Annotated in this window: 15 protein-coding genes and 1 tRNA gene; 5 read left to right on the top strand and 11 right to left on the bottom strand. The window is 71.5% G+C overall.

Annotated features, from left to right (window positions below; translation table 11 throughout):
• The gene (locus ACZ3OF_RS19910; protein WP_361672046.1) at positions 1-771 is read right to left on the bottom strand and encodes an ABC transporter ATP-binding protein; all 771 of its coding nucleotides are present in this window, start codon (positions 769-771) and stop codon (positions 1-3) included.
• A gap of 388 nt (positions 772-1,159) precedes the next feature.
• On the opposite strand from ACZ3OF_RS19910, the gene ACZ3OF_RS19905 reads away from it, so the two are divergent.
• Positions 1,160-1,241: transfer RNA gene (locus ACZ3OF_RS19905), tRNA-Leu, on the top strand.
• Between the two features lie 314 nt (positions 1,242-1,555).
• Positions 1,556-2,443, top strand: a complete 888-nt coding sequence (locus ACZ3OF_RS19900; protein WP_361672049.1) for a Bax inhibitor-1/YccA family protein — start codon at positions 1,556-1,558, stop codon at positions 2,441-2,443.
• A gap of 93 nt (positions 2,444-2,536) precedes the next feature.
• Here the strand turns inward: ACZ3OF_RS19900 and ACZ3OF_RS19895 are convergent, their stop codons facing one another.
• Positions 2,537-3,100, bottom strand: a complete 564-nt coding sequence (locus ACZ3OF_RS19895; protein WP_361672052.1) for a TetR/AcrR family transcriptional regulator — start codon at positions 3,098-3,100, stop codon at positions 2,537-2,539.
• 59 nt (positions 3,101-3,159) lie between these two features.
• On the bottom strand, positions 3,160-3,390 hold the full coding sequence (locus tag ACZ3OF_RS19890; protein WP_352188531.1) for a DUF4287 domain-containing protein: 231 nt from the start codon (positions 3,388-3,390) through the stop codon (positions 3,160-3,162).
• A 100-nt stretch (positions 3,391-3,490) separates the two neighbouring features.
• Between ACZ3OF_RS19890 and ACZ3OF_RS19885 the strand changes: the two genes are divergently transcribed.
• Complete coding sequence (locus ACZ3OF_RS19885; RefSeq protein WP_361672055.1) at positions 3,491-3,829, top strand: hypothetical protein; 339 nt, start codon at positions 3,491-3,493, stop codon at positions 3,827-3,829.
• A gap of 77 nt (positions 3,830-3,906) precedes the next feature.
• Here the strand turns inward: ACZ3OF_RS19885 and ACZ3OF_RS19880 are convergent, their stop codons facing one another.
• The 3 genes from ACZ3OF_RS19880 to ACZ3OF_RS19870 form a co-directional block, all read right to left on the bottom strand.
• Complete coding sequence (locus ACZ3OF_RS19880) at positions 3,907-4,761, bottom strand: hypothetical protein (RefSeq protein ID WP_361672057.1); 855 nt, start codon at positions 4,759-4,761, stop codon at positions 3,907-3,909.
• A 268-nt stretch (positions 4,762-5,029) separates the two neighbouring features.
• Positions 5,030-6,250, bottom strand: coding sequence for an acetyl-CoA C-acetyltransferase (locus ACZ3OF_RS19875; protein ID WP_361672060.1), 1,221 nt, complete (start codon positions 6,248-6,250; stop codon positions 5,030-5,032).
• A 153-nt stretch (positions 6,251-6,403) separates the two neighbouring features.
• On the bottom strand, positions 6,404-7,414 hold the full coding sequence (locus ACZ3OF_RS19870; RefSeq protein ID WP_361672174.1) for an SGNH/GDSL hydrolase family protein: 1,011 nt from the start codon (positions 7,412-7,414) through the stop codon (positions 6,404-6,406).
• Positions 7,415-7,533: 119 nt separating this feature from the next.
• Here ACZ3OF_RS19870 and ACZ3OF_RS19865 point away from each other — a divergent pair, with 119 nt between their 5' ends.
• Positions 7,534-8,934: a cystathionine beta-synthase gene (locus tag ACZ3OF_RS19865; protein WP_361672062.1), complete on the top strand. Its 1,401-nt coding sequence runs from the start codon at positions 7,534-7,536 to the stop codon at positions 8,932-8,934.
• Between the two features lie 300 nt (positions 8,935-9,234).
• Here ACZ3OF_RS19865 and ACZ3OF_RS19860 read toward each other — a convergent pair whose 3' ends face one another.
• Positions 9,235-9,663: a hypothetical protein gene (locus ACZ3OF_RS19860; RefSeq protein WP_361672064.1), complete on the bottom strand. Its 429-nt coding sequence runs from the start codon at positions 9,661-9,663 to the stop codon at positions 9,235-9,237.
• A 95-nt stretch (positions 9,664-9,758) separates the two neighbouring features.
• Between ACZ3OF_RS19860 and ACZ3OF_RS19855 the strand changes: the two genes are divergently transcribed.
• Positions 9,759-10,622: a MurR/RpiR family transcriptional regulator gene (locus ACZ3OF_RS19855; protein WP_467305903.1), complete on the top strand. Its 864-nt coding sequence runs from the start codon at positions 9,759-9,761 to the stop codon at positions 10,620-10,622.
• Positions 10,623-10,629: 7 nt separating this feature from the next.
• Here ACZ3OF_RS19855 and ACZ3OF_RS19850 read toward each other — a convergent pair whose 3' ends face one another.
• From ACZ3OF_RS19850 to ACZ3OF_RS19835, 4 genes are all read right to left on the bottom strand, one after another.
• Entirely contained in the window at positions 10,630-11,001 is a 372-nt protein-coding gene (locus tag ACZ3OF_RS19850) for a hypothetical protein (protein WP_361672069.1), read from the bottom strand.
• Positions 11,002-11,087: 86 nt separating this feature from the next.
• Positions 11,088-11,534, bottom strand: a complete 447-nt coding sequence (locus tag ACZ3OF_RS19845; protein ID WP_361672072.1) for a roadblock/LC7 domain-containing protein — start codon at positions 11,532-11,534, stop codon at positions 11,088-11,090.
• Positions 11,534-12,292 carry a transcriptional regulator gene (locus ACZ3OF_RS19840; RefSeq protein WP_361672073.1) on the bottom strand — a complete coding sequence of 253 codons (759 nt, stop codon included), beginning with the start codon at positions 12,290-12,292 and terminating at the stop codon, positions 11,534-11,536. The genes ACZ3OF_RS19845 and ACZ3OF_RS19840 overlap by 1 nt, the downstream gene beginning before the upstream one ends.
• Positions 12,289-12,774, bottom strand: a complete 486-nt coding sequence (locus ACZ3OF_RS19835) for a hypothetical protein (protein WP_361672076.1) — start codon at positions 12,772-12,774, stop codon at positions 12,289-12,291. The genes ACZ3OF_RS19840 and ACZ3OF_RS19835 overlap by 4 nt, the downstream gene beginning before the upstream one ends.
• Positions 12,775-12,782: the final 8 nt, after the last annotated feature.

The following is a 12,782-nucleotide window of genomic DNA, read 5'->3' as shown; positions in this document are numbered from 1 at the left end:
TCAGCTCGTACGGCCCTTGGCGTCGAAGGCCTTCATGCGGTCCAGCACGCCGTCCGCCGTCGGGGCGATCATCTCGTCGACGATCCGGCCGTCCGCGAGGAAGATCACGCGGTCCGCGTAGGACGCGGCGACCGGGTCGTGGGTGACCATGACGACCGTCTGGCCCAGCTCCCGTACCGAATTGCGCAGGAAGCCCAGGACCTCGGCGCCCGAGCGCGAGTCCAGGTTTCCGGTCGGCTCGTCGCCGAAGATGATCTCGGGGCGGGAGGCGAGCGCGCGGGCGACGGCGACGCGCTGCTGCTGGCCGCCGGAGAGCTGCGTGGGGCGGTGGTGCAGCCGGCCGGACAGGCCGATCAGGTCGATGACCTTCTCCACCCACTGCTTGTCGGGCTTGCGGCCCGCGATGTCCATCGGCAGCGTGATGTTCTCCAGCGCCGTCAGCGTCGGCAGCAGGTTGAACGCCTGGAAGATGAAGCCGATCTTGTCCCGGCGCAGCTGCGTCAGCTGCTTGTCCTTGAGGGTGCCGAGCTCCGTCTCGCCGAGCCGGACCGATCCGGAGCTGAAGGAGTCCAGACCCGCGACGCAGTGCATCAGGGTCGACTTGCCGGAGCCGGAGGGGCCCATGATCGCGGTGAACTCGCCCTGCCGGAAGTCCACGGTGACCTGGTCGAGGGCGACCACCTGGGTCTCGCCCTGTCCGTAGACCTTCGAGAGATCCGTGGCGCGGGCGGCCACCGCGGTGGCGCGGGACACGGTGGGGGTGGTGGTCACGAGGGACTCCTGTCACTGCGGGATGTTCGGGAACCACTCCATCCTGTCGAGCGTTGAGGGCCGGGTCGTCCGCCCACATGCCCGTTCCCGGGGGCGACTGGAGTCGGACCGGGGAGCCCTGCCCTCCTCCTGAGGTATGACGGGGTCCCTGAGAACCGGTACCCCCCGGGGGAGTGCCGCTCCCGGCGGTGTCGAGGCGGCGACTTTCCGTCATTCCGGTGGGCGGGCCTTTGCGGCCGCGAGCCCTGTCACACTCCGTCAGACCAGGCTCCACCTGCGCTGACGCACACTCAGACGTCAATAAAATAAGACAACATCGGGCCGGCGCTCCGCTGAACGGGCGAAGCATCCCGATAGGCTCATGTGCCGACGCGGAGCCGCGCGCCATGCCCGGATGGTGGAATGCAGACACGGCGAGCTTAAACCTCGCTGGCCTTCGGGCCGTACCGGTTCGAGTCCGGTTCCGGGCACTCACGTGGACACACGGCGTGACGTGCGAGAACGGTGCGTGACACGGCACCGAGTGCCTCATCCCCCGAGGGCGGCGGCATGCGCGGCCTCATCCCGGGCAGGCGGAACGGGGAGATCACCGGCCGAACGGAGCCGGAGCGGACGCTCCGGCCGGGTCCCGGCCGGGCGGGCCCGTCCGAGGGACAGCCGACCGCTGTCACCCCGGCGATTCCCTAACGATCTCGGAAAGATCCTCCCCGAGCACTAGGGAGTTTCTTTTGCTTGCGCATTACTCTTGACGCAAGGCCGCGCAGTGCGGCCATGGAGGAGTGAGATGAGGAGCAGCAACCCGGTCTTCTCGCGACGGGGGTTCAGCCGCGACAACGGCCACGCCGGCTTCAGCGCGCCGCCGCAGCCGCAGGCCGGGGGCCCCGCCGTCGGAACCAACCCGTACGCCGAAGGCGCGACGAACCCGTACGCGACCAACCCGTACGCGCAGGACACCCAGCTCGGCGCCCCGCAGCAGGCACGCGGCAATGTGATGACGATCGACGACGTCGTGAGCCGTACGGCCATGACGCTCGGCACGGTCGTGGTCACCGCCGCCCTGGCGTGGTTCCTGCTGCCGGTCGACGAGGCGAACCTCGGCAAGTCCTACGGCATCGCCATCGGCGCCGCCCTGGTGGCCTTCGTCCTGGCGATGGTGCAGTCCTTCAAGCGCAAGCCCTCGCCGGCCCTGATCCTGGCGTACGCGGCGTTCGAGGGTGTCTTCCTCGGCGTGATCTCGGCCACCGTCTCGACGTACATCTCGCCCGGTGTCGTCGCGCAGGCGGTGCTCGGCACGATGGCGGTCTTCGCCGGTGTGCTGATCGCGTACAAGATGCGCTGGATCCGCGTCACGCGCCGCTTCTACGGCTTCGTGATGGCGGCCGCGATCGGCTTCATCCTGCTGATGGCGGTCAACGCGCTCTTCTCGCTCTTCGACGGCGCCGGTGACGGCCTGGGCTTCCGCAGCGGCGGCCTCGGCATCCTCTTCGGTGTCATCGGCATCATCCTCGGTGCCTGCTTCCTCGCCCTGGACTTCAAGCAGGTCGAGGACGGCGTGAACTACGGCGCCCCGCGCGAGGAGTCCTGGCTGGCGGCCTTCGGCCTCACCCTGACCCTGGTGTGGATCTACCTCGAGATGCTGCGTGTGCTGTCGATCCTGCAGGGCAACGACTGACGCACGACGCGTGCGCACACCCATGTGTGACGAAGGGCCCGTCCGGCTTCCGCCGGGCGGGCCCTTCCGCGTCTCCGTGTCACGTGGGCACGGTCAGCCCCTGAGCGCCGCGTCCAGGAGGACGTGTGCCGCGTCCTTCGCCCGGGCGGCCGGCTCGGGGGAGCCGTCGATGCCCGCGACGACCATGGCGCCGTTGGCGAGCAGCGCCAGCTGGTCGGCCAGCTCCCCGGGAGCCCCGAGGGCGACGGTCTGCTCGGCGAAGTACCCCCGCAGGGCCTGCTTGTGCCCGCGGGCGATGCCGGCGACGTCCGGTGAGATGCCGCCCATCTCGCCGAAGGTGTTGATGAAGGCGCAGCCTCGGAAGCCGGGGTCGGCGAACCACTCGCCGAGGTAGTCGAAGACCGCCAGGACGCGCTCGTACGGGGTGGTGGCGCGGGCGGCTCCGTGGGCGGCGATGGCCTCGCGCACGGCGACGTCGCGACGGTTCAGGACGGCCCACACCAGATGGTCCTTGGACGGATAGAGCTGGTAGAGGCGCTTGAGCGAGACGCCGGACGCGGTACGGATGGCGTCCATGCCGACCGCCTGCACCCCGCGCTCGTCGAAAAGCTCCTCGGCGGCCTCCAGAAGCCGCGCCTCGGCGGTCTCGGTGTCCATCGTCGCTTCACCCCCGGGGGTGGGAGATCCATCGTTCTCCCACTCTACCCGGGGCGCCGTCAGAGCAGTCTGCGGGCCGCTCGTCGAAGGTCGTACTCGTGGATGATCGCCTTCGCGTGGCCGTACGCGAGGTCGTGCTCGCCCCGGAGCCAGCTGACCTTCTCCTCGAAGCGGACGAGGGAGGGGCCTTCCTCGACGGTGCGGAGCCAGTCGGAGATCTCACGACCGGTGCAATGCGGGATACGGGCGAGCAGGTTGCGGTGGGTCTCTTCGGAGAATGCGTGGGACATCGGCGCCTCCGGACGCGTGTTGCCGTGTGCTCCTTCCCGACACCGTGCCCGAGCGTCGGCGCGTTGGCAACAGTGCGTGGAGGGCGCGTAGGGTCGCGGAGTGCTCGATACGACTGAACTGACCGCCGCCGTCGAACGGTTCGCCGACCGGCTGCGGGCCGCCCCGCAGAGCCGCCTCCAGCGTGGCGCCGCCGCCGAAGGGCTGGCGCTGGCCAGGGAGTTGGCGCTGTGGGCGCAGCGGATCGAGGAGCCGGGGGCGGTGCGGGACGAGGGCCGGATCATGCCGGACGCGGGCGTGTTCACCGTCGCCGACCAACTGCTCGTCGCGGGAACCGATCTGGCGGAGGCTCTGCGAACGGCCCCGGCCGGCCCCCGGGAACGGGAACTGGGCGAGGCCGTGAGGCTGGTACGTGAGGCGGTGGGGCGCTCGGGACTGTAGGCGCCTGCTGGGCGCCGGTGCCGGCGCCGGCTCGGGACCGCCGGTGCCCGTGGCGGCCGTGCGGCCGCCGGGCCGGGTCAGAGCGAGGCGATCACGCGGTCGGCGAGGATGTAGACGTTCTCGTCGTCCGCCTCTCCGAAGGAGAACGTCAGGGCGTACGCGCCCGATACGCCGGAGCCGCCGAGCAGGACCGGCGTACGGCCGGCGCGCAGGGCCTCGGCGAGGCGCTCCGCGGTCTCCCGGTGGCCGGGCGTCATGCAGAGCGTGGTGCCGTCGGCGAAGACGTACACGTCGAGCGTGCCGAGCGGGCCGGGGCGTACGTCCGTCAGCGCGGTGCGCGTGTCGGCGAGCTCCTCCAGGCGGGCCACGGTGCGCTCGTGGTCGGTGACGACGGGCGTCTGCACCGGGACGAAGTCCGGGTGCGAGGGGTGGCGGCGGCGGGCCGCGGCGAGCTCGGGGGAGTCCTCCGCGTACTCGGTCAGCTCCGGGAACTCCTCCAGGACGCTGTCGACCCCGGTGCCGTCGAGCGCGGCGGCCTCGGCCTCCATCGCCTCCAGGGCCATGGCCTCCAGGCCCGCGAAGTCGGCCTGGCGCGGCACGTAGAAGGGGCCGCCGTCCTCGGCTGGGCCGCCGAGGCCGCCCAGCAGGGAGGGTGCGTCGGCCGCGTCACGGGCCTCCTGGGCCGCCCAGAAGGCACGCGCCTCGGCGAGCTCGCGCTCGCGCTCCTCGGCGAGCGCCTCCGCGACCGCGGCGCGTATCTCCGAGGCGGGCGTCTCGCGGGCGTGCGGGACGGACACTCCGCGCGCGGCGGCGAGTTCGCCACGCAGGGCGACGACCTGCTTACGGAGACCGTGGGCGGCGTGCAGGGCGGCGGCGCCCACGGCCGTGGCGGCGGCCGTGGTCACCAGCAGGGCAAGAGACATGGCGCTCACTGACGTACTCCCGATTCCGAGTCGATCCCCCCGACTTCCTACATCAGCTTGTCCTGGGAGTGCGCCCCCTGTCAGTGCATTACGTCACGAAATGGACAGGTATTTGGGCCCGGTGTTTAACCCCGGAACTGCTGTGACCTGCGGGAACGACTCTCCCCCGGGACATAGGTCACATCCTGGGGGAGATTCGGTCACGGCTGGGACGCGGGACGGTTGGAATCCGCGTCAGAAGGCCATGGGAGCGCTGTCGAGCGCCCCCATGACGGGTTCAGCTCAGCCGCTCGATCACCATGGCCATGCCCTGGCCGCCGCCGACGCACATGGTCTCAAGGCCGAACTGCTTGTCGTGGAACTGGAGGCTGTTGATCAGCGTGCCGGTGATGCGGGCGCCGGTCATGCCGAAGGGGTGGCCGACGGCGATGGCGCCACCGTTGACGTTCACCTTGTCCAGGTCCAGGCCCAGGTCCTGGTAGGACGGGATGACCTGGGCGGCGAAGGCCTCGTTGATCTCGGCCAGGTCGATGTCGCCGATCGTCAGGCCGGCGCGCTTGAGGGCCTGCTTGGAGGCCTCGACCGGGCCGAGGCCCATGATCTCGGGGGAGAGACCCGAGACGCCGGTGGAGACGATGCGGGCGAGCGGGGTCAGGCCGAGCTCGCGGGCCTTGGTGTCGGACATGATCACGAGCGCGGCGGCGCCGTCGTTGAGCGGGCAGCAGTTGCCGGCGGTGACCAGGCCGTCGGGGCGGAAGACCGGCTTGAGGCCCTGCACGCCCTCCAGGGTGACGCCGGCGCGCGGGCCGTCGTCCGTGCTGACGACGGTGCCGTCCGGGGTCGTGACCGGGGTGATCTCGCGCTCCCAGAAGCCGTTCTTGATGGCCTGCTCGGCGAGGTTCTGGGACCGTACGCCGAACTCGTCCATCTCCTGGCGGCTGATGCCCTTCCAGCGCGCCAGGTTCTCTGCGGTCTGGCCCATGGCGATGTACGCGTCCGGGACGAGGCCGTCCTCGCGCGGGTCGTGCCAGGTGGAGCCCTCCGACGCGGCTACGGCGGCGGTACGGGCCTCGGCGTCGGCGAAGAGGGGGTTGTGGGTGTCGGGCAGGGAGTCCGAGTTGCCCTTCGCGAAGCTGGAGACCATCTCGACACCGGCCGAGATGAAGACGTCGCCCTCGCCCGCCTTGATGGCGTGCAGCGCCATACGGGAGGTCTGGAGGGAGGACGAGCAGTAGCGGGTGATCGTGCAGCCGGGGAGGTGGTCCATCCCCATCTGGACGGCGACGATCCGGCCCAGGTTGTTGCCCTGCTCGCCGCCGGGGAGGCCGCAGCCGAGCATCAGGTCGTCGATGTCGCGCGGGTCCAGCTCGGGGACCTTGGCGAGGGCGGCCTGGATGATCGTGGCGGTGAGGTCGTCGGGCCGCAGGTCCTTCAGGGAGCCCTTGAAGGCCCGGCCGATCGGGGAGCGGGCGGTCGAGACGATGACGGCTTCGGGCATCACGGCTCCAGAAGGATGCGGCGGGGTGGACGGACTGAAAGGGAAGTTACCTGCACGTACGGCACGGGTCACCGCCCGAGCGGTGTGACGCGGACCTCTTTTCTAAGCGACCGCTCAGTCGATCGGTCCCGCGGGGGCGGGGGCGGGGGTCTCTCAGGGCCGGTGGGCCTCCTCCGGGGAGGTGGCGGGGTCCGGGGCCGGGGCCGGTTCCGCGAGCCGCCGGCGACGGCGGTGCTTGAGCAGGGCCCACGGCGCCCGCGCGCCCGTGACCTCCGTACCGGCCTCCTTCGCCGCCTCCGCCGCCGCCTTCGCCACCGGCAGCATGTCCTCGTGGCGGTCCGGCTCCAGACGGTCGGTTTCCGGCCACACGCCGAGCACCGCGCACACCGTCGGCAGCACCGCCATCGCCGCCGTCGCGTACCCCTCCGCCGACGGGTGGTAGTTGTCCGCCCCGAACATCTCCCGCGGGTTCGCCGCGAACTCCGGGCCCAGCAGATCGCCCAGCGACACCGTCCGCCCGCCCTGCTCCACCACCACGATCGTCTGCGCCGCCGCCAGCTGCCGCGACACCCGCCGCGCCATCCACCGCAACGGCTGGTAGACCGGCTCGATCGTCCCCAGATCCGGGCAGGTCCCGACGACCACCTCCGCCCCGGCGGTCCTCAGCCGCCGCACCGCGGCCGCGAGCAGCCGCACCGACTCCGTGGCCGGCATCCGGTGGGTGACGTCGTTCGCGCCGATCATGATCACGCCCACGTCCGGCGGGCCCGACGGAGCGGACAGCAACAGTGACACCTGACGTTCAAGATCGTCCGAGCGTGCACCCGGCAGTGCCACATTCCGCAGCACCACCGGCCGCTCGGCCACCGCCGCGAGCCCCGAGGCCAGCAGCGCTCCCGGGGTCTGTCCCGCGCGACGTACGCCCTGACCCGCCGCCGTCGAATCACCCAGAAGGGCCAGTCGAAGAGGGTCCGAGCCGGGATCCGAGGCCGCGAACGAGCGCCCGTACAGCCCTTCCGCCCCCGGTGGCAGGGGTGCCACCCCGCCCCCCACGTTCCGCTTCGCCAGCTGCACCTCGGCCAGGACCACACCCACCGCCGCCACACCGAGCAGTCCGATGCTCCCGCCGCCGTACGCCGCGCCCGCCGCGATCCGCCGTGCCACCCTCGCCCTCGACATGGGGGCAGTCACCTCCTTCAAGCCGTTCAGGATGTAACTGCCCCGTAACCCGCTCCGACTACGCATACGCTGGACGCACCATTACGGAGACCCCGGAGATTACGGTGCAATTCCACGACTCGATGATCAGCCTCGTCGGCAACACCCCGCTGGTGAAGCTCAACAACGTCTCGGCGGGAATCCAGGCGACCGTCCTGGCCAAGGTCGAGTACTTCAACCCCGGCGGCTCGGTCAAGGACCGCATCGCCCTGCGCATGATCGAGGCGGCCGAGGAGAGCGGGGCGCTCAAGCCCGGCGGCACCATCGTCGAGCCCACATCCGGGAACACCGGTGTCGGCCTTGCGATCGTGGCCCAGCAGAAGGGCTACAAGTGCATCTTCGTCTGCCCCGACAAGGTGTCCACGGACAAGATCAACGTGCTTCGGGCGTACGGCGCCGAGGTCGTGGTCTGCCCCACCGCCGTCGACCCCGAACACCCCGACTCGTACTACAACGTGTCCGACCGCCTCGTCCGTGAGACCCCGGGCGCCTGGAAGCCGGACCAGTACTCCAACCCGAACAACCCCCGCTCCCACTACGAGACCACCGGTCCCGAGCTCTGGGAGCAGACGGACGGGAAGATCACCCACTTCGTCGCGGGCATCGGTACCGGAGGCACGATCTCCGGCACCGGCGGGTACCTGAAGGAGATCAGCGGCGGCAAGGTCACCGTCGTCGGCGCCGACCCCGAGGGGTCGGTCTACTCCGGCGGCTCCGGCCGGCCGTACCTGGTCGAGGGCGTCGGTGAGGACTTCTGGCCCACCGCGTACGACCGGAACGTCACGGACCGTATCGTCGCGGTCTCCGACAAGGACTCCTTCCAGATGACCCGCCGCCTCGCCAAGGAGGAGGGCCTCCTGGTGGGCGGCTCCTGCGGCATGGCGGTCGTCGCCGCGCTCGAGGTCGCCAAGGAGCTCGGCCCGGACGACGTCGTGGTCGTGATCCTGCCGGACTCCGGCCGCGGCTACCTGTCCAAGATCTTCAACGACGAGTGGATGGCCGACTACGGCTTCCTGGAGGACACCTCCTCCGCCACCGTCGCCGACGTGCTGCGGCACAAGGAGGGCGGCCTGCCCTCCCTGGTCCACATGCACCCGGAGGAGACGGTCGGCCAGGCCATCGAGGTGCTGCGGGAGTACGGCGTCTCGCAGATGCCGATCGTCAAGCCGGGTGCCGGTCACCCGGACGTCATGGCGGCGGAGGTCGTCGGCTCGGTCGTCGAGCGCGAGCTCCTCGACGCGCTGTTCACCAAGCGGGCGAACCTGGAGGACCCGCTGGAGCGTCACATGAGCGCGCCGCTGCCGCAGGTCGGCTCGGGTGAGCCGGTCGCCGACCTGATGTCCGTGCTCGGCGAGTCGGCGGACGCGGCGATCGTGCTGGTCGAGGGCAAGCCGACGGGTGTGGTGAGCCGTCAGGACCTGCTCGCGTTCCTGGCGAACGGCGGGGCGAAGGGCGCCACGAAGTAGCGCGACGCGTGGTCGAGCGGGCGTTCGCGCAATCGGTACGAGCGCGACACGTACGCGCAGCACCCGCTTAACACGCGTCCGGCACAGTGTTCTCTGTCGGCGTCAAGGACAACGGAGCGGCTCCCGGACCTCCTGACGACGCCTTCCGGACGCGAGACCGGCCCTGACCCGGGCCCGTGTCCCTCGCGGGGACCGCCGTCGTCCCGCCCCCCAGCAATGGGGGTGCGGCGGTCCCCGCCTTCCTCTTTTTCGGGCTCGTCGCCGCCCCGCCTCAGGCGCTGGGCCGCCCCGCCTCAGGCGTCAGAAGGCGTCCCGGTCGTCGTCGCGCTTCGGGCCGAGCTGAAGGCGGCCCCGGGTGGCGTGGACGAAGTTCACGCCGACGATGCCGAGCCAGGCCACGATCAGGCCTTCCAGGTCCGCCTGCGCGACGGCGATCGCGGACAGGGGGATCGCGAGGAGCAGCGAGATGATCCCGAAGCCGTAGCGCTCGCCGAAGCCCTCCGGCCCGGATCCCGGCGGGCGGACGCCGCGGGCCGTCGCCACCTGCTGCTCGGCCGTGCGGCGACGGACCTGGCGGTCGATCGTCGTCTCCAGGCTCTGTTCCACCTTGCCGAGGAAGGACTCGATGAGCGCGGACTCGTACTCCGCTCCCAGCTCCCGCCGGGCGTGCAGAGTGGCGTCCAGCTCGGTCTTGAACTCGTCGGTGCGGGCGGGGTCGCGGCTGTCCATACTCGTCACCGTAGGGAGCGCCCACCCCACGTGTCAGTAGGGGTACCCCCGCATTTCTTGCCCTCCTGCATATCTTCATGCAGAGTTCAAGGTGAATGAATAGGCGGAAGGGGGACGGCGTGAGCGACAGCCCGGCCGGACGGCTGCAGGCGCTCTTCGAGGGGCACCGGCTGACACCGACACAGCGACGGATCGCGCACTGCATGGTGCGCCGCGCCGGTGACGTGGCGTTCCTGTCCAGCGTGGAGCTGGCGGACCTGGCCGGCGTCAGCCAGCCCTCCGTCACCCGCTTCGCCGTCGCCCTGGGCTTCGACGGCTATCCCGCCCTGCGCCGCCACCTGCGGGAGGTCGCCCCCGCCGGGGAGGCGTCGGGGGAGGCGGGCGAGCACAACGAGTACCAGCAGGCCGTCCTCGCCGAGATCGAGAACCTCCGCCACCTCGCCGAGCTCCTCGCCGACCCCGGTCCCGTCGTCCGCGCCGGGCGGCTGCTCGCCGCCTCGCGGCCGCTGCCCGTCCTCGGGCTGCGGGCCGCCTCCTCGCAGGCGCGCGGCTTCGCGTACTTCGCCGCCAAGGTCCATCCCGACGTCCGCCTCCTCGACGAGGGCGGCTCGATGCTCACCGACCGCATCGACGCGGCGGTACGGGCCGGGGCCACGGCCCTGCTCTGCTTCGCGCTGCCCCGCCACCCGCGCGAGGTCGTCGAGGCCCTGGAGTACGCCCAGGGAGCGGGAGTGAGCGTGGTGACGGTCGCCGAGTCGGCGTTCGCGCCCGTCGCCGCCCACAGTGACCTGCTGATCCCGGCCGCCGTGGGCACCGGGCTCGCCTTCGACACGGCCTGCGCCCCGATGCTGCTCGGCCGCGTGCTCCTGGAGGCGATGGCGGACGAACTGCCCGACGCCCAGGCCCGCCTGGAGGAGTTCGACACCAAGGCGGCGGCTCGCGGCCTGTTCGTGGAGTAGCGGGCTCTCAGACCTCGAGCTCGGCCTCGATCTTCCTCAGCTGGTGGCGCGCCATCGCCAGGTTCGCCCGGTCCTTGTTCAGCGCCAGGTACAGGAACAGGCCGTTCGTCCCGCGCCCCTTCAGCAGTCGGATCAGGTGGTACTGGGTGCCGAGCGTGATCAGGATGTCCTCGATGTCCTCCTGGAGGCCGAGCATCTCCATCGTCCTGACCTTGGCGCGGACCACGTCCGTGTTGCCGGCCGCCGCCACGGTCAGGTCGAGATCCTTGCCGCCGCCGATAGTGCCGAGGGCCATGCCGCTGGTGTAGTCGACCAGCGCGGCGCCGATGGCGCCCTCGATGGTCGCGGCTTCCTTCAGAGCGGTCTCGGTGTTCGCCATGGGTGTCGCACTTCCTTTTCCGGTTCGGTTTCGGTTCTCGTTCGGTCTTCGTTCGGTCTGCATCGCGGTGCGCACTCGAGGTGCGGCTACGCCTGGTGTCGGTTCAGGTCCTTGCGCTCCAGCGCCCCGTCGACCAGCTCGCCTATCCGGGCACTGGACCGCCGGGCCTCCAGATGGAGCCGGCCCACGTTGATCCGGGGCTCGGCGAGCAGCGTCAGCACGGCGGAGCCTCCTGCCGCGTACGTGGCGACATAGCCTTCCTCGCCCCGGACGAGCAGTTCGCGGAAGGCGCCCTGCCCGGTGGACTCGGTCAGCCGTTGGGCCACGCCGAGGGCCGCCGCGGTCAGCGCGGCCACTCCCTCCGCCCCCGTGTCGGCCGTGTCATGGGCGAGGACCAGGCCGTCGGCGCTCGCCGCGAGCGCCCCCGTGAGCTGGGGCAGTCGGGCCCGCAGCCGTCTCAGCTCGCCGAGTACCTCGGCTTCTGCGGACATCAGTAATCTCCTCTCGGCGCGCAGGCGCAGGGCACGCCTCATCACAGACTTGCCTCCAGGGCGTCGCGGAGCCGGCGCAGCAGGGCGATGTCCGGATCGGCCGCGAACTCGCCGACCCAGGCAGGGACGGTGGGCGGGGCGGCCGCCATGGGGTCGGGCGGGGTCTCCACGAGGCCGGCGGCGGCGAGCCGGCGGACGTCGAGAAGCGTGTGGAAGGCCGGGCGCCCCAGCAGGCGCGCGATGTCCGCGGGCGTACGCCTCCCGTCGGCTGCGGCCAGCAGCGCCCGCTGACGCAGGCTCACCGTCTGCCCCGGGGCGGGGGCGCGGACGACGACCGGGGCCGTGTCCACCGTTCCGTACGGCCAGACGCTGTCGAGCAGTTCACGGCGGCGTACCGTCTCGCGCTCGACGGCCTCGGTGGAGACCGGGCGCACCGGGCCGAACCAGTGGGCCACCCCGTAACGGAAGCGGGTCGGGCCGGTGGCGGGGGCGAGGGCGAAGAACGCCGCGTCGAAGACCGCGCCGAGGTGGCAGATCTCCAGCTCGCCGTCGCGCAGCCGGCCGCTCTCCACCAGGAACCTGCCGACCTCGCGGCGCGCGCCGGCCCGGTCGACGGCCTCGTCCCAGCCCTCGCGCGGCAGCCGTCCGCCGGTGGTCAGCAGGACGTCCAGCCCGGGGGCGGCGGGGCTCTCGGCGTGCACGACGCGGCCGTCGACGAGGTAGAGCGTGCCGTGGTCGCGGAGCAGGGCGCCGGTCGCCCGCTCGGCGGCGAGCCGGACGAGCATGGGGGAGACGGTCATCCGAGCACCAGCCTCTCGGCGAGGTCGCGCAGTCTGAGACGGGCGAGCGCGAGGTTGCCGGTGTCCCGGTCAAGCCACAGGTGGAGGAAGACGCTGCTGTCGAAGGCGGTGTCGACGAAACGCAGGACGTGATAGCCGCTGCGGGTGGTGACGATCAGATCTTCGACGGGCGGTCCCTTGGGTAACCCGCCTTCGCGGGCCGGTCTTTCCGGACCGGGGCTCGTGGCCCGGGCGTTCGACGCCCTCGCGTTCGCCGTGGCCAGTACGATGGCCGTCGTCGGCGCAGGGACACCTGCGAAGGAGTCGTACTCCGCTGCCGCGCGCGCCAGTTCGGCCGCCTCGGCCGCCGTCGTCTCGTGGTCACCGACCGGCGAGTCGCCCGCCGCGCCGAGGGCGAGCCCGCTGGTCCAGTCGACCAGCCAGGCCCCGCGCGCGCCCGGCAGGCTCATGGCCTCCAGCAGGCACTCGTCGATTCCAGGCACGCGGATTC

The organism is Streptomyces sp. NPDC022552 (assembly GCF_055561875.1).
Note: the sequence above shows the minus strand (reverse complement) of the source record. Positions and strands in the feature narration are given on the sequence as shown.